This window comes from Promicromonospora panici, from assembly GCF_900608595.1.
Taxonomy (GTDB): Bacteria; Actinomycetota; Actinomycetes; order Actinomycetales; family Cellulomonadaceae; genus Promicromonospora; species Promicromonospora panici.
The window spans coordinates 280444-299048 of the sequence record NZ_UWYY01000004.1; the positions used below are offsets into that span (position 1 = coordinate 280444).

20 protein-coding genes and 2 tRNA genes are annotated in these 18605 nt (G+C 71.1%); 2 read left to right on the forward strand and 20 right to left on the reverse strand.

Features of this window, described 5'->3' with window-relative positions; genetic code table 11:
- Positions 1 to 47: 47 nt before the first annotated feature.
- Together EW117_RS06460 and EW117_RS06465 are read right to left on the reverse strand one after the other, a co-directional pair.
- A complete protein-coding gene (locus EW117_RS06460; protein ID WP_242504126.1) occupies positions 48 to 575 on the reverse strand; it encodes an RBBP9/YdeN family alpha/beta hydrolase in 528 nt (175 codons plus the stop codon).
- Between the two features lie 5 nt (positions 576 to 580).
- The gene (locus EW117_RS06465; RefSeq protein WP_129784845.1) at positions 581 to 1312 is read right to left on the reverse strand and encodes a glutamine amidotransferase-related protein; all 732 of its coding nucleotides are present in this window, start codon (positions 1310 to 1312) and stop codon (positions 581 to 583) included.
- Positions 1313 to 1416: 104 nt separating this feature from the next.
- Here EW117_RS06465 and EW117_RS06470 point away from each other — a divergent pair, with 104 nt between their 5' ends.
- Positions 1417 to 2271 carry a LysR family transcriptional regulator gene (locus EW117_RS06470; protein WP_129784847.1) on the forward strand — a complete coding sequence of 285 codons (855 nt, stop codon included), beginning with the start codon at positions 1417 to 1419 and terminating at the stop codon, positions 2269 to 2271.
- Between the two features lie 15 nt (positions 2272 to 2286).
- Here the strand turns inward: EW117_RS06470 and EW117_RS06475 are convergent, their stop codons facing one another.
- From EW117_RS06475 to EW117_RS06505, 7 genes are all read right to left on the reverse strand, one after another.
- Positions 2287 to 2916, reverse strand: a complete 630-nt coding sequence (locus tag EW117_RS06475; protein ID WP_129784849.1) for a GyrI-like domain-containing protein — start codon at positions 2914 to 2916, stop codon at positions 2287 to 2289.
- A gap of 64 nt (positions 2917 to 2980) precedes the next feature.
- Positions 2981 to 4330, reverse strand: coding sequence for a phosphoribosyltransferase family protein (locus tag EW117_RS06480; protein ID WP_129784851.1), 1350 nt, complete (start codon positions 4328 to 4330; stop codon positions 2981 to 2983).
- A 221-nt stretch (positions 4331 to 4551) separates the two neighbouring features.
- Positions 4552 to 6042, reverse strand: a complete 1491-nt coding sequence (locus EW117_RS06485) for a family 43 glycosylhydrolase (RefSeq protein WP_129784853.1) — start codon at positions 6040 to 6042, stop codon at positions 4552 to 4554.
- A 99-nt stretch (positions 6043 to 6141) separates the two neighbouring features.
- Positions 6142 to 7605: a family 43 glycosylhydrolase gene (locus EW117_RS06490; protein ID WP_129784855.1), complete on the reverse strand. Its 1464-nt coding sequence runs from the start codon at positions 7603 to 7605 to the stop codon at positions 6142 to 6144.
- Positions 7606 to 7792: 187 nt separating this feature from the next.
- A tRNA-Ala gene (locus EW117_RS06495) sits at positions 7793 to 7865 on the reverse strand.
- 112 nt (positions 7866 to 7977) lie between these two features.
- Entirely contained in the window at positions 7978 to 8601 is a 624-nt protein-coding gene (locus tag EW117_RS06500) for a superoxide dismutase (RefSeq protein ID WP_129784857.1), read from the reverse strand.
- A gap of 65 nt (positions 8602 to 8666) precedes the next feature.
- A complete protein-coding gene (locus tag EW117_RS06505; RefSeq protein WP_129784859.1) occupies positions 8667 to 9503 on the reverse strand; it encodes an NAD(P)H-dependent oxidoreductase in 837 nt (278 codons plus the stop codon).
- A gap of 111 nt (positions 9504 to 9614) precedes the next feature.
- Between EW117_RS06505 and EW117_RS06510 the strand changes: the two genes are divergently transcribed.
- Positions 9615 to 9968 carry a winged helix-turn-helix transcriptional regulator gene (locus EW117_RS06510; RefSeq protein ID WP_340641074.1) on the forward strand — a complete coding sequence of 118 codons (354 nt, stop codon included), beginning with the start codon at positions 9615 to 9617 and terminating at the stop codon, positions 9966 to 9968.
- 68 nt (positions 9969 to 10036) lie between these two features.
- On the opposite strand, the gene EW117_RS06515 is transcribed toward EW117_RS06510, so the two are convergent.
- The 11 genes from EW117_RS06515 to rplU form a co-directional block, all read right to left on the reverse strand.
- Positions 10037 to 10109: transfer RNA gene (locus EW117_RS06515), tRNA-Ala, on the reverse strand.
- A 123-nt stretch (positions 10110 to 10232) separates the two neighbouring features.
- Positions 10233 to 10898, reverse strand: coding sequence for a histidine phosphatase family protein (locus EW117_RS06520; protein WP_129784861.1), 666 nt, complete (start codon positions 10896 to 10898; stop codon positions 10233 to 10235).
- The gene (rsfS, locus tag EW117_RS06525) at positions 10895 to 11332 is read right to left on the reverse strand and encodes a ribosome silencing factor (protein WP_129784863.1); all 438 of its coding nucleotides are present in this window, start codon (positions 11330 to 11332) and stop codon (positions 10895 to 10897) included. Before rsfS ends, EW117_RS06520 begins: the two co-directional genes overlap by 4 nt.
- Entirely contained in the window at positions 11329 to 12516 is a 1188-nt protein-coding gene (locus EW117_RS30475) for a hypothetical protein (protein ID WP_129784865.1), read from the reverse strand. Before EW117_RS30475 ends, rsfS begins: the two co-directional genes overlap by 4 nt.
- Positions 12509 to 13123 (reverse strand): nicotinate-nucleotide adenylyltransferase, encoded by a 615-nt coding sequence (gene nadD, locus EW117_RS06535; protein WP_129784867.1) that lies wholly within the window; start codon positions 13121 to 13123, stop codon positions 12509 to 12511. The genes EW117_RS30475 and nadD overlap by 8 nt, the downstream gene beginning before the upstream one ends.
- A 44-nt stretch (positions 13124 to 13167) precedes the next feature.
- Positions 13168 to 13320 (reverse strand): hypothetical protein, encoded by a 153-nt coding sequence (locus EW117_RS29330; protein ID WP_165362528.1) that lies wholly within the window; start codon positions 13318 to 13320, stop codon positions 13168 to 13170.
- 126 nt (positions 13321 to 13446) lie between these two features.
- A complete protein-coding gene (locus EW117_RS06540) occupies positions 13447 to 14793 on the reverse strand; it encodes a glutamate-5-semialdehyde dehydrogenase (protein ID WP_242504115.1) in 1347 nt (448 codons plus the stop codon).
- Positions 14794 to 14857: 64 nt separating this feature from the next.
- Positions 14858 to 16066: a glutamate 5-kinase gene (gene proB / locus EW117_RS06545; protein ID WP_242504116.1), complete on the reverse strand. Its 1209-nt coding sequence runs from the start codon at positions 16064 to 16066 to the stop codon at positions 14858 to 14860.
- Between the two features lie 131 nt (positions 16067 to 16197).
- Positions 16198 to 17715 carry a GTPase ObgE gene (gene obgE / locus EW117_RS06550; protein ID WP_129784871.1) on the reverse strand — a complete coding sequence of 506 codons (1518 nt, stop codon included), beginning with the start codon at positions 17713 to 17715 and terminating at the stop codon, positions 16198 to 16200.
- Between the two features lie 109 nt (positions 17716 to 17824).
- A complete protein-coding gene (gene rpmA, locus EW117_RS06555) occupies positions 17825 to 18082 on the reverse strand; it encodes a 50S ribosomal protein L27 (protein ID WP_129784873.1) in 258 nt (85 codons plus the stop codon).
- Between the two features lie 79 nt (positions 18083 to 18161).
- Positions 18162 to 18470 carry a 50S ribosomal protein L21 gene (gene rplU, locus EW117_RS06560; protein WP_129784875.1) on the reverse strand — a complete coding sequence of 103 codons (309 nt, stop codon included), beginning with the start codon at positions 18468 to 18470 and terminating at the stop codon, positions 18162 to 18164.
- Positions 18471 to 18605 lie beyond the last annotated feature (135 nt).

Sequence of the window (18605 nt, forward strand, 5' to 3'; positions counted from 1 at the left end):
GACTTTTTGTCCACCATAGGTCGGCCAGAACGCTCGGTCGAGGAATCTCATCCGGAGCGCTGGACGAGCCCGCGCAGGATCTCCCGCCCCGCCGGCCAGGCGCCCAGGCCGCTCGTGTCGTTCACATGACCGGCCGCGCCGATCCCGACGGTTTCGGCACCCCACCCGGCGGCAATGTCTCTAGTCCAGCCGGCGGTCGCATACGGGTCGTCCTCCGAGACGACGATGGTGACCGGGACCGGCAGCCGACGTCGGTCGACCCCGAAGCCGCCCGCCGTGGCCGCCGCCGGGAACGCGGGGCCCGACGGGTCCGGGACGGCCACGAGCAACGCGCCGCCGACCACCCCGGTCCCGCGCCCGGCGAGCCACGAGGCAGCGGTGAGGCAGCCGAGGCTGTGCGCCACGAGGAACACCGGCCCCTCCCCGTCCGACACGACGCGGCCCAGCGCGTCGGCCCAGTCCCGGGCGTCGGGCTCCTCCCAGGAGGCGGGCCGGAACCTGGTGGCGGGCAGCTCCGGCTCCCAGTACGTCTGCCAGTGTTCCGCCCCGGAGCCGCCGTAGCCCGGCACTGTCACGTACCTCAACGGCCGGCCCTGGCCTCGACGCGCATGGTGCGGCGCAGGGCCGCCCGCTCGCGGGCCGCAGCCACGAACGCGTCGATGACGGGATGCGGCTGCGCGTCCGCCAGCTCGGGCTGGAACGCCGTGCCCAGCCAGAACGCGTCCCCGGGCAGCTCGACGACTCGCGGCTCGCCCTCGGGGCTGGATCCCGACACGACGAGACCCGCCGCCACCAGAGGTTCGGCATCCACCGCGGTCAGCCCGAACGAGCAGTGGAAGCGCTCGAAGCTCTGCTCACCGAGCGCTGCGGCCGCCCGGCTGCCGGGCACGACGTTGACCTGCCCGCTACGGCCCTTGAGCGAGCACGACAGCTCGGTGATGAGCGCCGTCGATTCCGGGATACCGCCCGCCTCGCCCGCGGCCGAGCTCTCCGCGTGCTGCGCCGCGAGGCCGACGACGTGGCGCGCGAACTCCAGCACCATGTGCTGGTAGCCGCCGCACGTGCCGAGCAGCGGCGTCCCGCCCGTCCGCGCGGCGCGGATCGTCTCGACGACCCGCTCCTCGTCCGCGTACGGGGAACCGGGGACCACCCAGACGCCGTCGAACGCCGTCGCCTCGGCGGGGACGAGGTCCGCGGTCGTGAGCCAGTGCAGGTCGACGTCGGCATACCGGGGGGCGATCTGCGGGATCCGTTCGTGGGCCCGGACCGCCGTCGAGCGGTCCCCGACCAGTGCGATGCGTGTGGGGTTCATGCGCTCATGCTGGGCCGCCACAACGCATCACGTCCAACGATGAATGGCGATGCGTGGATCGGGATCACTTATACCCGGACGCTCGGGCGGGAGATACTCGCCCCGTGGACACCCGCGCCCTGCTCAGCCTGGCCACGGTCGCCGAGACCGGTTCGTTCTCCCGCGCCGCGAGCGCCCTGGGGTTCACCCAGTCGGCGGTCTCCCAGCACGTCGCCGGCCTCGAGCGGACGGCGGGGACGCCGCTCCTCACCCGGCGCCCGACGGTGGCCCCGACGTCGGCCGGACGGGAGTTCCTCCGGCACGCCCGGCAGATCCTGGCGCACGAGCAGGCCGCACGGGCGGCCGTGGCCCGGGTCACCGGGCGCGACCAGGACACGCCGGTCTCGGTGGCGGTCACGCCGGCCACCGAGCATCTGCTTCCGGTGGCCGGCCGGCTCGCCGCTGTCATGGTGGACGACGCCGCCGCGGCCGCCGCCGCCCTCACGTCCGGCCGCGCCGACGTGGCCGTCGTCGACGGCGTCGCCGCACCGCGCGACCCGTTGCCCGGCTCGGGTCCGGATCTCGTCGTCCGGGTGGTGGCGGAGGCACCGATCGGCGTACTCCTGCCGGTCGGCCACCCGCTGGCGGGACGGCCGGGTCTCGACCTGGCCTCCCTCACCGACGCGCGGTGGCTCGACACGGCACGGACCACCTGCTCGACGTCGGAACTGTCGTCAGCGGCCCGGCTGGGCCTGCGGCTGGGCGCCGCCTACAGCGGGACCTCGGCGGGCACGGTGGCAGTGCTCGTCCGCGCGGGCCATGGCCTGCACGCCGCACCGGCGGACCTCGTCCCGCCCGACGGCCTCGCGATCGTGCCGCTCACGGCCCCGCGGCTGGTGCACCGGACCGAGGTGCGCGTCCACGCGTCACCGCGGGCTGCGGTGCTCGCACTGGCCGACGCCGTGGGGGCGGCCCGCTGAGCGGCGCGGGTCGGTCTACGAGGACGCCGGACCGGCGACCGGCTGCCGGAGGATGGTCCGCTGCTTCTCGGGCGCGACCTTGCGGAAGTCGCTGAGGTAGATCTCGTGGTGCCTGCCGGTCCTGCGCAGCCCGTTGTCCGGGATGAACTCGTCGTGCATGCGAGCGAGCGCGTCCGCCTCCGCGTCGAAGGAGCCGACGTGCAGCGTCTGCACGGACAGCCCCTCGGACAGCGGCTCCAGACGGACGTCGTCGAGGCGAGCAGGCTTGCGCTTCCCCCGGACCTGCTCCACGGCGGCTGCGAAGATCCCCTGGTCGATCCAGTCCGGCTGCATGACCATCAGGGTCCAGTCCCACCGCGACTTGTCGCGCGCCACCGTGAAGGAGTCCATGTCCTCGGCCCACCACAGCCCTTCCAGGGGCATGACGACGTAGTCGCGGCCCAGCTCGCGCTTGCTGGCGAACTTCAGCGTGTAAGCCACGGGGTAGAGCGCCTCGACGGCCTCGGCGAAGTTCGGCGAGGTGTTCGGATCCCCGTGCCCGTCGACCATGAGGTACTGCAGGTCGGGGACGTCGACCACGCGAAACTTGCCCTTCTTCGCCTGGTAGGCGTCGAGACTCTTCTTGAGATCGGTCTTGTCTGCCATCGGCCACCTGGGCTCGGCCCGCGAGCCACACCTCTCTGCGTTCGGGAGGCCCACAGGCTATCGGTCACGGTGCGGTCGTGATGTCCGCCGCGGTGCGGGTGAGGTGCTGGACGAACCAGTCCCGGGCGAGCGCGGCGACCTGCCCCAGCGCACCCGGCTCCTCGAACAGGTGGGTCGCGCCGGGCACGACGGCGAGCTCGCACCCTCGGCGCACGGCCGCCTGAGCGCCCCGGTTGAGCTCCAGGACGGTCTCGTCCCGGCCGCCCACGATCAGCAGCGTCGGGGCGGCGACGTCGCCGAGCCGCGGCCCGGCCAGGTCGGGCCTGCCGCCGCGCGACACGACTGCGCGGACGTCGACCCGCGGGTCGGCCGCCGCCCAGAGCGCCGCGCCGGCGCCGGTACTGGCCCCGAAGTACCCCACAGGAAGCGCGGTGGCATCGGCCCGGGTGCCGAGCCACCGGGTGACCTCGACGAGGCGGTGGGCGAGCAGCTCGACGTCGAACACCTTGGTGCGGTCCAGCTCTTCCTGGGGCGTGAGCAGGTCGAAGAGCAGCGTCCCCAGCCTGGCCCGGTTGAGCTCATCGGCGACGTAGCGGTTGCGGGGGCTGTGCCGGCTGCTCCCGCTGCCGTGGGCGAACACGACGACGCCGACCGGGTCCTCGGGGATCGTGAGGTGTCCCGCGAGCCGCATCCGGTCTACGGGCACCTCGACGTCCTCGTCGCACAGCGGCGGGTCGTCGGCGGCCACGGCGGCTCGCTTCGCCGACTGCTGGGTGCCGCGGCGCGCGGCTCGGTCGAGCAGGTCGGCGACCTCGCGATCGGAGACCTGCCGGAAGTCGCTGTACCACTGGCCGACCGCCATGAACCGGGCCGGCGTCTCCAGGCACACCACGTCGTCCGCATCGTGCTGCAGCATGCGGACCGCTTCGACCGCCCCCACGGGCACGGCCAGGACCACGCGGGCCACGCCCTGCGCCCGGGCGACCTGGCAGGCCGCGCGGGCCGTCGACCCGGTCGCCAGCCCGTCGTCGACGATCAGCGCGGTCCGGTCCGCGAGCGCTGTCCGTTCCCGATCCCCGCGGAACTTCTCCACTCGGCTCAGCAGCTCGGCCCGCTCGGCGCGTTCGACCTCGGCGAGCTCCTCGGTCGGCAGGCGCACCTGGCCTGTGATCCGCTCGTCGAGCACCCGGACGTCGCCTTCGCCGATGGCACCCAGGGCGAGCTCGGGCTGATACGGCACACCGAGCTTGCGGACGACGATCACATCGAGCGGAGCGCCGAGTGCCCTCGCGACCTCGAACGCGACCGGAACGCCACCCCGGGGGAGCCCGAGGACCACCACGTCCTCGCCGCGCAAGGTCTCCAGGCGCTCAGCCAGTTGACGGCCCGCATCAGTACGGTCGTTGAAGATCATCGTGCGCCTCCCGTTCCAGGAATGGGAGGTCACGGGGCGCACGAGACGGCCCGGGTCTTCTGGAGGCGGTGGTCAGGCCGCAGCGCGCTCGTCGTGACCCGTCATTTCACTGTAATGGACGGGCGTGACCGCCGTCGGCTCCGCGCCTGCCATGCGGGCCACCGGGCGGCGGCGGAGCTGCTCCGGGATCGCTGATCCCGAGTCGCCCCGCCGCCTCCGGGCTACTCGCCCGACGGGGGTGTCAGCGTCACGCCGCGCGAGACCGGCGTCCCGAAGTTCGGGGTGCCGTCGGAGTTCCAGGTGAACTCCTGGACGCGCGTCTCCCGCGTCGAGCCGCAGCCCTGGCTGGCCGAGGTGTTGCCGTGGTAGACGATCCAGCTCTCCGTGCCGTCAGGCGAGGTGAAGAACCCGTTGTGCCCGGGCCCATAGGTGCCGTTGCCCTGCTGGAACACCGGTGCGGACCGCTTGGTCCACGACGCGGCCAGCAGCGGGTTGGTCCCGGTGAGGGTCAACAGCCCCAGCTTGTAGTCGGGCGTGGTGCACGACGACGCGGAGTACGTGATGAACGTGCGCCCGTTGCGCTGCAGCACCACGGGGGCCTCGTTCACCCGCGCGCCCACGGTCTCCCACGAGAAGTTCGGCTGGGCGATCGTGAACTGGTTGCTCGAGACGGTCCATGGGTTCGACATCTGCGCGATGCGGATCGACTGGTTGTCGCCGATCCACTCGGACCACAGCAGGTAGAGGTTGTTGTTCAGCTCGAGGTAGGTGCCGTCGATGTTCCACTGGTTGGGCAGCGGGGTGCCCATGAACTCGTAAGGACCCATCGGCGTGCTGCTGGTGGAGCGGAGCACGTGCATCCGCTGGCCGCCGAAGTCCGTCTGCGAGTTCCCCGACGTGTACATGAGGTACCAGGTGCCGTTGATCCGGTGGAACTCGGGCGCCCAGTGGCTGCAGCACCGGTTCGAGACGCCGGAGTCGTCCCACACGACCGTGTCCGTCGCGGTCTTCAAGCCGGCCAGGGTGGTCGCGCGGCGCATGATCACCGTCGAGTCCCACGTGGTCGTCGACATGTAGTAGAAGCCGTCCCAGTACTCGATCCAGGGGTCGGCCCCGTTGGACCGGATCGGGTTGGACAGCGCGGGCGTGCCGATCGGGTTGAGGATCCAGCGCTGCGCGGCCAGCCCGTTGTACGTGAACTGCGAGATGCGGCTGCCTGCTGTGGTCGAGAAGTTCCACAGGTCCAGCGCCTTGCCGGAGAACCGGTTGATGAAGCTGTAGGTCCCGTTCGACTGCTCGGTGATCGACCACTGCTGGTTCGTGCCGTTCAGGTCCGTGTACTGGCCGACGGTGGCGCCGTCGGCGGCGTTCCGGCCGAGGACGTCGAGCACCTGGTTCGAGTGCCGGGCCTGGAGCCGGTAGAAGCCGCCACCGGAGTCCACGAGGCGGAACTGCTGGCTCGTCGCGTCGGTGCGAGGCTGCTGCACCAGCTCGGCGCTGGTGGCGGTCGAGCCGCCTGAGATCTGCAGGGCCATCCCGGAGTGGGCGCTGGTGATGGCGTACCACTGACCCACGCTCGGCGTGGCCGCGGCCGGGAGGCCCGGCACAGCGGTGAGGCCGATCGTGGCCGTGACCGCGGCTAAAGCACCCGCGAGGAGGGTTCGGAGGCGGCGCGGCCGGGCGGGCACGCCGTCGTGCAGGGTTGTGCGCATGGGGTCTCCCAGGACCTTCAAGTAGCCGGGCGGCATTGCCCGGCGCGAAATGTGAGGTGCGCTCCGGCGTCGGGAAGCGACGCGCATGAGCGGGACGTCTCAGCGAACGTACGGCCAGTTCTCCGAGTCGTAGGCGAGCAGGTTGATGCCGAGGCGCGGCGCGCCGGCGTCGTCGTAGTAGTGGTAGAAGAGCACGTCGCCGTCGTTGTCCGCGAGGACGGCCTGGTGACCCGTCCCGTGGAACGACCCGTGGCCGGCGAGCACTTCCGTGCCACCGCCGGACGCCATCGCGACGCCGTTGCGGTCCACATAGGGGCCGTTGACCGAGGTGGAGCGACCGACCATGGTGCGGTACGTGCTGCTGGCACCCTGGCAACAGCGGTCGAACGACACGAACAGGTAGTAGTAGCCGCTGCGATAGTGGATCGTCGGCGCCTCGATCGGGTTTTCCGGCACGCCGGGCCGGCTCGCAATGCTGGAGAACGAGGTACCGGAGCGCAGGCCCGTGGACGAGTCGATGCGGATCATCTTGATCCCCGACCAGAACGAACCGAAGCTCAGCCACCAGGCGCCCGACTGGTCGATCACCAGGTTGGGGTCGATGGCGTTCCAGTCGTTCGACGTGGTCGACGCGATGACGAGGCCCTGGTTGGTCCAGGAGCCGGCAGCGCCGGTCGTGCTCGTCGCGAGGAAGATGGCCGACCTGTTCTGCTGGAAGAGCGACGCCGAGTAGTACATGTAGTACCGGCCGTTGGCGTACGTGATGTCCGGCGCCCAGACGTCGTTCCTGTTGTTCGTGTAGGTGTGGATCCACGGCATGCCGTTCGGGAACGCCACGCCGGCGTTGCTCCAGGCGGTCCGGTTGGTCGACGTCTTCAGCACGATGTTGTCACCTGTGTGTGCCAGCAGATAGGTGCCGTCCGGCTTCTTCACCACCTCAGGGTCATGCACGGGGGAGGTGGCCCCGCTCACGGCGCCAGGATCGGGGTACGCCACGGAGGCGACCCGGATCATCTGCCATTGCTGGTTCGCGGCGTTGGTGTCGGTGAACTGGGAGACCCGGGCGCCGTCGGCCGTCGACCACTCCCACACCTCGAGCGCCTTGCCGCTGTTGCGGTTGATGAGCTGGATGTAGCCGGTCGCCACGTCCTGGACGCTGAACTGCTGGTTGGTCCCGTTGCTGTCGGCCCACTGCACGACGTTGGCGCCGTCGGCCGTCGACCCGCCCGAGATGTCGATGACCTTGCCGCTGTTCCGCGACTGCAGGCGGTAGTACCCGCTGCCGGAGCTGACGAACCGCCACTGCTGCCAGGCGCCGTTGTTACGGCTCCACTGGTCGATGGCGGCGCCGTCCGCAGTGGAGCGGTCGAAGACGTCGAGCGCCTTGCCGCTGTCGCGGTTCACCAGCACATACCAGGCGTTGGTGTCGATGGTGGCGGCAGAAGCCGTCGGCACCGACGTCGGGACGGTCAGCCCGGCGAACGTGATCGCCAGAGCGGCCAGGAGGGTCAGCACTGCCCGGGTGCCGCGGCGCCAGGGGAACGACCGTGTTGCTGCTTGCATGGAACCTCCTCGTTGAGGTCTTGTGAGCGCTCACATGAGCAAGCCAGTTTCCATCGTTGTACAACCGCACGTCAAGAGGCCGAGCCTCCTCGTAAAGCATTGGTGCGAACTGCTGGGAAAATGCTGGGAGGCCATCTCATTCTCCTCTTTCGAGGATCACGAGATGGCCTCTGACCAGGTACTCCGGTGGAGCTGGGGGGACTCGAACCCCCGACCCCCTGCATGCCATGCAGGTGCGCTACCAGCTGCGCCACAGCCCCGTAGGTGTTCGCCCTGGTGAGGACGAGCGCCGTCAGCATAGACCGATTCGGTCGCTGGGACCAAAGCGGGATCCACGCCCCACGCCGCCGACCAGGGCGAACCCTCACCGGGTCACGCCGTGATGAGGCTCCCCGTGGCAGCGCGCGCCCGCTCGAGCCGCCCAGCGACGTCGGACCAGTTGGCGAGGTTCCAGAACGCCTTGACGTAGTCCGCCTTGACGTTGAGGTAGTCCAGGTAGAACGCGTGCTCCCACATGTCCAGCATCAGCAGGGGCGTAACGCCCAGCGGCACGTTCGCCTGCTGGTCGAACAGCTGGAACACCAGCAGGCGCTCGCCGATGCTGTCCCAGCCGAGCACGGCCCAGCCGGAGCCCTGGATACCGGTCGCCACGGCCGCGAAGTGCGCCTGGAACGCGGCGAAGCTGCCGAACTGGTCGACGATCGCCGCGCCGAGCTCGCCGTCCGGCGCACCACCGCCCTCGGGCGAGAGGTTGTGCCAGAACACCGTGTGGTTGGTGTGCCCGCCGAGGTTGAACGCGAGGTTCTTCTCGTGCAGGTTGACGGCGGCCAGGTCGCCGCTCTCCCGGGCCTCGGCCAGCGCGTCGAGCGCGGCGTTGGCGCCGGCGACGTACGTGGCGTGGTGCTTGTCATGGTGCAGCTCCATGATCCGCCCGCTGATGTGCGGCTCGAGTGCCGCGTAGTCGTAGGGCAGGTCAGGCAGGGTGTAGACGGGCATTTCCTCGTCCTCTCGTCGAATGCTCCCGACGCTAGAACCTCAATCACAGTTGAGGTCAATGCGCCTCAGAAGGCGAAACGGTGATCGTCGACACAGTGCTCGTCGCGGCCTTGCTCGCCGAAGCCCTGCTCGCCGACGTGGTGCTCATGGATCCTCAGTCCACGCTCACCCGGCAGCACGTCGGCTCGCAACTCGCGATCCCGCCCGTAGTCACCGTCGGCGAGCGCCCGGTAGCGGATCGGCTCCTCGGCGGTCAGGCCGGCGATCCGCTCGCGCAGGCGCGTCACCTCCTCGTCGAACCGGTCCCAGCCCGGTCGATCCACCCCGGACACCAGATGCGGACGCAGCGGCTGCATCCCCGCGTACCAGGCCGTCCCGTGCAGGAACGGGAAGAACAGCTCCTCGAGGTCGCCGTTCAGACCGCGCGGCGCGAACGAGGTGCCACGGTCGCCGGCGACGACGACCGCGAGCGCCCGCCTGCCGGCCAGGCCGCCGTCACCGTACTTGCGGGGCAGGCCGGACTCGTCCTGGAGCCCGAAGGCGAAGCCGTTCACGTACACCCGGTCGAACCAGCCCTTCAGCATGGCGGGCATGCCGTGCCACCACATCGGGAAGAGCAGCACGAGCAGGTCGGCCCGGCGCACCTTTTCCTGCTCGGCGAGGATCTCGGGCGCGAGCGCTCCGGCGTCGTACGCCTGCCTCGACCGGAGCGAGACGCTCTCCCCCGCGTCCGCGGTGTCGCCGTAGTCCTCCAGGCGGACCGCCGGGTCCCAGCCCATCGCATACAGGTCGGACGTCTCCACGGTGTGACCGGACGCCGCCAGGGCGGAGCCGGCCACGCGGCTCAGCTCCGCGGTCAGCGACCGGGGGTTCGGATGGGCGGTGACGACCAGCGCGTGCATGTGCTTCTCCCTCGACGGTGGGCGGTACACGCTTCACGCTAGGAACCCGGTACGGTTCGCACAAGTACGTACATCGCTGACGCATACTGACGGCTTGGATACCATGGACTCATGACCACAGCCCCCGCGACCATGCGTGGCCCCGTGCAGCGAGCCATCGAGGTCTGCCCCGTAGAGGTCTCGATAGCGGTGCTGGGCGGCGCGTGGAAGCTCAGCACCGTCAAGTACCTGCTCGAACGCACGCACCGGTTCGGCGAGCTGCAGCGTCGCCTCGGAACCGTCACGCCGCGCACCCTGACGCGCGTGCTGCGCGACCTCGAGACCGACGGCATCGTCGTGCGCACCGTCTACGCCGAGGTGCCGCCTCGCGTCGAGTACTCCCTGACGGACCTCGGGCGGTCCCTGGACCAGGTGGTCGGGTGGCTCAACGCCTGGGGAGACGCGTACCCGAGTTCTGCGGGCTGAACGACCCCCAGTAGACGGTAGACGACAAAAAGGCCACTCGATCGATTGATCGAGTGGCCTTATTTCGGTGGAGCTGGGGGGACTCGAACCCCCGACCCCCTGCATGCCATGCAGGTGCGCTACCAGCTGCGCCACAGCCCCGAATTGGCCTCCCCCAGCCATGTGACCGGGCGAGCGTCGTCAGTCTATGCAGACCAGCGCCAGGGACCAAATCAAAACCGGCGTGCGTTCGGTCACGCCAGAAACGCCCGGATCTCTCGACGGCTACTGCCGGGCCTCCGGCCCCGACTGCCAGGTGTCCAGCGGGTAGCCGGCACCGACGTTGTGGGCCACGAGCCGCCAGGCCGGCGTCGCACCGGGTCCCGAGGCGTGCAGGTGGGACCAGTGCACGTTGTGCAGGCCGTGCAGCCCGCGCCACGTCGCGGGGTCCAGGCCCAGCAGGCGTGTGATCGCCTGCGTGATCGCCGACCCGTGCGACACGACCACGAGGGTCTCACCCGAGCCCAGCGTGTCGGCGTGCCGCAGCACCGCCTCGGCCATGCGCCGGGCGACGGCGTCCTTCGACTCGACGCCCGCGACGGTCGGCTCGCCGCCGCTGCGCCAGCCGGCATGCTCGTCCGGCCACCGCTCGGCGATCTCGGCGTCGGTCAAACCCTCCCAGATGCCGAACGAGCGCTCGCGCAGCCCGGCATCGGTCACGACCTCCAGGCCCACGTGCCGCGCGTACGCCTCGGCGGTGTGCCGGGCCCGCTGCAGGTCGCTGGCCACCACCAGCGACGCCTTGTGCGACGCCGCCAAAGCCGTGGCGCCCTGCTCGGCCTGCCAGCGGCCCACCTCGTCGAGCGGGATGTCGATCTGGCCCTGCAGCCGCAGACCGGCGTTGTACGCCGTCCGCGCGTGGCGCAGCAGCACGACCGTTCCCGCCGTCACCGGTGCGGGTCCCCGGCCAGGTGGATGGCGCCGTCGTCGGGTTCGCTGTACTCGGCCGTGTCGCCGCCGCCGCGCGCGTCCTCCGGGAGCGGGATCGCCGGGCAGTCCTTCCACAGGCGCTCGAGCGCGTAGTACGTGCGGTCCTCGGCGTGCTGGACGTGCACGACGATGTCGCCGAAGTCGATCAGCACCCACCGAGCCTCGGACTTGCCCTCGCGCCGGATCGGCTTGACGCCCTCCTTGAAGAGCGCCTCCTCGACGGCGTCGACGATCGCCGAAACCTGACGTTCGCTGGCGCCGGACGCGATGAGGAACACATCGGTCAGCACCAGCTGCTCGCTCACGTCGAGCGCGATGATCTCCTGCGCCTTGACGTCGCTCGCGGCTCGCGCCGCACGGATCGCAAGCTCTGTGGCCCGCTCTGTCGCGGTCATGCCGCACCACCTCCTGTGAAGCCGGGTAGTCCACCCGGCAGAGTGCCCAGCAGGGCCGCTGCCTCGTCCGGGTAACCGGGGCTGTCGCCCTCGAGCACGAGCTTCCAGATCAAGAGGCCGAGCACGAACGCCACGACCACCAGGATGATGTAGTGCAGCCAGGTGTACTGCGGCCCCTCGTCCTCTTCCTCGTCCCACTCCTCCTCCACCTCGCGGCGGGAGGCACGGGACTGGACGCCCGGGGTCACGTCGAACTGGCCAGGCGCACCGGGGCGCTGCTGGCCGGGTCCGCCGATCTGGCCCGGACCGGGACCGCCCGCACCCGCACCCGGACGCCCGGGGAACGGAGAGCCGGGACCCGCGGGCGCACCGCCCGGAGGCAGGGACTGCGGAGCCGCCGTCGGGCTGCTCGACTCCCACGGGAGGGCGGGGGCCGGCGCACCGGCCGCCATCGAACCCGGCACGGAGCCGCTGGGCGCCCCGCCCGCCGGGCGGGCGGGGCCGCCCGGTCGCTGCTGACCCAGGCCGTTCGGCGCGCTGGGCGCGCCGGAGCGCGTACCGAACGGTGAGGGCGGGTTCGACGGCGGCTGGGTCGGAGCGGGCTCGGCAGCGCCCCACTGCGACGTCTGACCTGGATCACCGGACCGGCCGCCGGGCAGGGCGGGGCCGGGAGCCTGGGGAGCGTTCTGTCCGAACCGTCCGGACCGCCCCTGCTGGGGCGTGGGCGGCGCGGGAGCGGCTGACGAGCGGGAACCGAACGGGCTGGGCGGCCCGCCCTGCTGGCCGGGACCACCCGGGCCGGGTCCGCCGCGCCCTCCGGGGCCGGCCGGCGGGGCGCCGTGGTTGCCCGGGCCGGCCGGTGCACCCGACCGACCCTGGCCGGGACCACCGCCGCCGTACGGCGGCGGGTTGCCACCCGGCTGCTGGACGGGCGTCAGGCGACCGGTCGCGTCCACGCCGCGCGAGCCACCCGTTGCCTGCGGGGGCCGGGCGACCGGCGGGTTCTGCGGCGACCAGCCACCCTCTGGCGCGGGCGCGCCGCGGTGCGGAGGCTGCTGCCCGCCCTGCGGCGGATAGCCACCGCCGCCGGCGCCGCCGCTACCGGCAGCGGCGGCCGCGGCAGCAGCTGCCTCACGCTCGCGGATCTCGCGGCGCGTCATGGGACGACCCTTGTTGTCACTCATCGTGAAGACCTCGATACAGTCCGTGCTTGGCGATGTACTGGACCACGCCGTCAGGCACCAGATACCAGACCGGCAACCCCTCCTCGGCCCGACGACGACAGTCGGTCGAGGAGATAGCGAGCGCAGGAACCTCGAGCGTCGTCACACCGTCCCGAGGCAGCCCGTCCACGGAGAGCAGGTGCCCTGGCCGTGTGACAGCGACGAAGTGTGCCATGTCCCAGAGCTTCTCGGCATCCTTCCACCGAAGAATCTGCTGGATGGCGTCCGCTCCGGAGATGAAGTAGAGGTCCGCCTCCGGCCGCTGAGCGCGCAGATCCCGGAGGGTGTCCACCGTGTAGGTGAGGCCCGCGCGGTCGACGTCGACCCGGCTCACCGTGAAGCGTGGGTTGGACGCCGTGGCGATCACCGTCATGAGATAGCGGTGCTCAGCCGGGGTCACCCGCTGCTTCTGCTTGAATCCCGGCCGGCCAGTGGGAACGAAGACGACCTCGTCCAGATCCAGCTGCGCGACCGCCTCGCTCGCGGCGACGAGGTGGCCGTGGTGGATGGGATCGAACGTGCCGCCCATCACTCCGATGCGCGGCCTGGTCCCAGTGGGGGCACTCATACGGTGGGTGCGCTCATCTGGTCGTCAGGCTCCCGTCAGGCGGATCAGTGTCGGTTACCGACGTTGCGGAACGCGTACGTGACGAGCAGCGCGGCCACGAGCGCGCCAAAGGCGATCAGGCCGAGGACGATCGGAGCGATCGGCTCGTTGGTGTGCTCCGAGGCAGCCTCGGCGGCCAGGACGGCGTTGTGCAGCACGGGGGTTCCTCCCAGTCGGACATGCTCAGGTGGGCTTTAGTCTCTCACGGACGAATTGCGGCGGGCGCATCGCGGCACTGAGTCGCAAGGAGATCCTGAGGAGGTCTCCAGGACGCCAACGGGGCCTCACGGTCTGATGAGCCCGTCGCCCGTAACGACCCACTTCGTGGTGGTCAGCTCGCTCAGTCCCATGGGACCACGCGCATGCAGCTTTTGCGTGGAGATGCCCACCTCTGCACCCAGGCCGAGCTCGCCGCCGTCGGTGAACCGGGTGGACGCGTTCACCATCACCGCCGCGGAGTCCACCTCGGCGACGAACCGGTCCGCCGCAGCGATGTCCCGCGTCACTATCGCCTCCGTGTGCCCGGAGGACCAGGTGCGGATGTGCTCGATCGCCTCGTCGAGGGAGGGCACCACCCGGACGCCGAGCTCCAGTGCCAGATACTCCGTTGCCCAGTCCTCGTCCGTGGCCGGGACCATGTCGGCGCCCGCGGGGGCAAAAGACATGGCTGACGGGTCACCGTGCAGCACCACGCCGGCGTCGGACAGTGCGGCGAGCGCCACCGGGAGGAACGCCGCCGCGGCGTCCTGGTGCACGAGCAGCGTCTCGGCCGCGTTGCAGACGCCGACCCGCTGGGTCTTGGCGTTCATCACGATCGCGACCGCCATGTCGACGTCGGCGGTCGCGTCCACGTAGACGTGCACGTTGCCGACGCCGGTCTCGATGACGGGCACCAGGGACTCGCGCACGACCGTCTGGATCAGGTCGGCGCCGCCGCGCGGGATCAGCACGTCGACCAGGCCACGGGCGCGCATGAGCGCCACGCCGCCGGCCCGGCCGTACGCGTCGATGGACTGGACCAGGTCGGCGGGCAGGCCGCGCGCCGTCAGGGCGTCCCGCATGACCGCCACGATCACCTCGTTCGACGACGCTGCCGCGCTCCCCCCGCGCAGGATCACCGCGTTGCCGGACTTCAGGGCCAGGCCCGCTGCGTCGACCGTGACGTTGGGGCGGGCCTCGTAGATCATGCCGACCACGCCCATCGGGACGCGGATCTGGCGCAGGCGCAGGCCGTTGGGCAGGGTCTGCCCGCGCACGACCTCACCGACCGGGTCGGGCAGCCCGGCGACGTCGCGCAGCGCGTCGGCGATCTTCCCGATCCGCTCCGGCGTGAGGGCGAGCCGGTCCAGGAGCCCGTCGGACATCCCGTTCGCCCGCCCGCGCTCCAGGTCACCGGCGTTCGCGGCCACTATCCGGTCCGCCGACCCGACCAGGGCGTCCGCGATCGCGCCGAGCGCTGCGTCCTTCGTCATGCGGTTCGCCGTGGCCAGGGTGCGCGCGGCGACCTTGGCGCGCCGGGCGACGTCGTGCACGGCGGCGGTGACGTCCGCCGTGCCCGACGGCGGCGGCGTGGCCGCTCCGGTGCTCTCGCCTCCGGCAGGTGTCGCCTCGTCCTGGGTCACTGTCGTCATGCTCCGAGCGTACGTCGGGCGAGGGCAGGAGCCGAGGGCGAATCCGTGGTGTGGACGCGCGGGGTCAGCGAGGACGCGCCGGGCGCGGCTTCGAGGAGCTCGCCGGCCGGTCGAGCACCAGGTCGTCCCGGTGCACGACCACGCGGTCGTACCCCTCCCCCAGCTCGTCGCGGAGGGCGTAGGTGGAGCGGCCCAGCAGGGCCGGGAGGTCGCTCGCGTCGAAGGCGACGAGCCCGCGCGCGATCACCGTGCCGTCGGGCGCGACGAGCTCGACGGGGTCGCCCGCGTCGAAGTGGCCCTCGGCCTTCGTGATCCCGGCGGGCAGGAGAGACGCGCGGCCCCCGAGCACGGCGTGCGCGGCGCCGTCGTCCAGGTGGAGGCGGCCCTGCGTGCGGGCGGCGTGCGCGATCCACAGCCGGCGCGCCGACGTGCGGCGTCCCGTGGCGGTGAAGAACGTGCCGACGTCCTGGCCCGCGAGCGCGGCGGAGGCGTTGCCCGCGAGCGTGAGGACGGCGGGGACGCCCGCGCCGGTGGCGATCCGCACCGACTCCAGCTTGGTGACCATGCCGCCCGTGCCGACGGAGCTGCCGCGCGCGGTGACCTCGACGGCCGCCACCTCGTCCAGGTCGTCGACCTGCGGGATGCGACGCGCACCAGGGCGGGACGGCGGCGCGTCGTGCAGGCCGTCGACGTCGGTCAGGAGCAGCAGGGCGTCCGCCCGCACCAGGTGCGACACGAGCGCCGCGAGGCGGTCGTTGTCGCCGAACTTGATCTCGTCGGTGGTGACGGCGTCGTTCTCGTTGATGACGGGCACGACTCCGAGTGCGAGCAGACGCTCCAGCGAGCGCTGCGCGTTGCGGTAGCGGGCTCGGCGGATCGTGTCCTCGGCGGTGAGCAGGATCTGGCCGATCTGGATGCCGAACGCCCCGAACTCCTCCTGGTACCGGCGCACGAGCTGCCCCTGCCCCACCGACGCCGCCGCCTGCATGGTGGCGAGATCGCGCGGCCGGGTGCCGAGGCCCAGCGGGCCGATACCCGCCGAGATCGCCGCCGACGTCACGAGCACGATCTGGGTGCCCGCGGCCTGCCGGGCCGCCAGGACCTGCACGACCCCGCGGAGCGCCTCGACGTCGAGGTGCCCGTCCGGTCCGGTCAGCGAGGACGAGCCGATCTTCACGACCACCCGCTTGGCGGTGGCGATCACGGACCGGGCGCTCGAGACGTCCTGGTTCCCGGCGTCCTGGGAGCTGGCCGAGGGGTCGAGGGAGTTCACGCCCTCATCCTCGCTGTAACGGTGCCCTGGACGCGCGGTCATTTCACGCTCCGGTCAGGACCCGTTGGTTGTGGGCGTGACCGTTGCGCCTAAACCGGGCGGGTAGTCGCAACGATCACGCCCACAACCAGTCAGTCTTCGTCCGGGTTCGTCCAGTGGCCGGCCTCGCGCTCGGTCCACAGCTCGCGCCTCGCCTCGGTCTTGGCATCCATGCGCTCGGTGAACTCGCGGCGCTTGTCGCCGCGGGTGGGCCGGTCGCTCTGGTCGAGCCGCAGGTCGGTACCGCGTCCGCCGAGCAGCTCCGGACCGGTCTGCAGCGTGGGCTCCCAGTCGAAGACGACGGCGTTGTTCGGGTCGCCGATGCGCACCTCGTCGCCCGCGACGGCGCCCGCCTTGAACAGTCCGTCCTCGACGCCGAGCTTCGCGAGCCGGTCCGCGAGGAAGCCGACTGCCTCGTCGTTGTTGAAATCGGTCTGCTTCACCCAGCGCTCGGGCTTGGTGCCGCGCACCTCGAACCAGTAGTCGGTCTCGCCGCCCAGCCGGCGCACGGTGAACTTCGACTCGTTCACGGCGCGCGGGCGCAGCACGATCGGCGCGGGCTCCGGGGCGGGCGCCTCGGCACGAGCCTTCTCCACGATCTCGGCGAGCGCGAACTTCAGCTCGCGCAGGCCCTCGTGGGACGCGGTCGAGATCTCGAAGACACGCAGGCCGCGCGCCTCGAGGTCGGGCTTCACGAAGTCCGCGAGCTCGCGGGCCTCGGGCACGTCGATCTTGTTGAGCACCACGAGGCGCGGGCGCTCGTTGAGCGGCACCCGGCCGCCCTCGATGCCCAGGTCGCCCGAGTAGTTGGCGAGCTCGGCCTCGATCACGTCGAGGTCGCTGATCGGGTCGCGGCCCGGCTCCAGCGTGGCGCAGTCGAGCACGTGCACGATCATCGCCGTCCGCTCGATGTGGCGCAGGAACTCCAGGCCCAGGCCCTTGCCCTCGCTCGCGCCCGGGATCAGGCCCGGCACGTCGGCGACGGTGAAGCGCGACTGACCGGCCTGCACGACGCCGAGGTTCGGCACCAGGGTCGTGAACGGGTAGTCGGCGATCTTCGGGCGGGCCGCCGAGATGGCGGCGATCAGCGACGACTTGCCCGCGCTCGGGAAGCCCACGAGCGCCACGTCGGCGATCGTCTTGACCTCGAGCTCGATCTCCGCCTCTTCGCCCTCCTCGCCGAGCAGCGCGAAGCCGGGGGCCTTGCGCTTCGGCGACGACAGCGCCCGGTTGCCCAGGCCGCCCTTGCCGCCTGCGGCGACGACGTACTCGGCGCCGTCGCCCACGAGGTCCGCCAGGACGTTGCCGTCGAGGTCCTTCACCACCGTGCCGTCCGGCACGCGCAGGACCAGGTCGCCGCCCTTGGCGCCGTCCCGGTCGTCACCCATGCCCTGGGTGCCCGACGTCGCTCGCCGGTGCGGCGAGTGGTGGTACTCGAGCAGCGTGGTGGTGTTGGCGTCGACGACCAGCTTGACGGAACCGCCGTCGCCGCCGTTACCGCCGTCGGGCCCCGCGAGGGGCTTGAACTTCTCGCGGCGGATCGAGGCGCAGCCGTTCCCGCCGTTTCCCCCGGCGGCATGGAGCACCACCCGGTCTACGAAGCTGGCCATGTCTCGATCCTCTCAAAAACTGCTCAGGTTGAGCGGCTTCGAGCCGCTCGTGAAAAGGCGTAAGGGGGCGCACCGTCACCGGTGCGCCCCCTTACGCGGAAGCCGAGGCTCAGACCTCGGCGGCGACGATGTCGATGACCTTGCGGCCACGACGCATGCCGAACTGCACGGCGCCGGCGTCGAGGGCGAACAGGGTGTCGTCCTTGCCGCGGCCGACGTTGATGCCCGGGTGGAAGTGGGTGCCGCGCTGGCGGACGATGATCTCGCCGGCCTTCACGACCTGGCCACCGAAGCGCTTCACGCCGAGGCGCTGGGCGTTGGAGTCACGACCGTTGCGCGAGGAGCTCGCGCCCTTCTTGTGTGCCATCTCAGGACCTGTCTTTCGGGACGAAGTAGAAGAAGAAGTATCTGGATCACGCGCGGGGCCGTCAGGCCCGCAGCGGAAGTCACTTGATGCCGGTGACCTTGAGCCGGGTCAGCTGCTGGCGGTGACCCTGACGCTTGCGGTAGCCGGTCTTGTTCTTGTACTTGAGGATCGTGATCTTCGGACCCTTCTCGTCCCGAACGACCTCGGCGGTAACCTTGACCTTCGCCAGCTTCTTCGCGTCGGTGGTCACCTTCTCCCCGTCCACGAGCAGGAGGGCCGGGAGCTCAAGGGTCTCACCGGGGGTCGCCTGGACACGGTCCATGACGACGATGGTCCCGACGGACACCTTCTCCTGACGGCCACCGGCCTTGACGATCGCGTACACCACGTTCAACTCATCTCTCTAGTCTTGGCGTGCGCGCACGACGGAATCCACCGGCTTTGCTGTGACTCGCTCCGCCGCGGCGGTCGAGTGCGATGCGCCATGGGCACGCAGGACGGGTGCGCAGACAGCACACCGAAG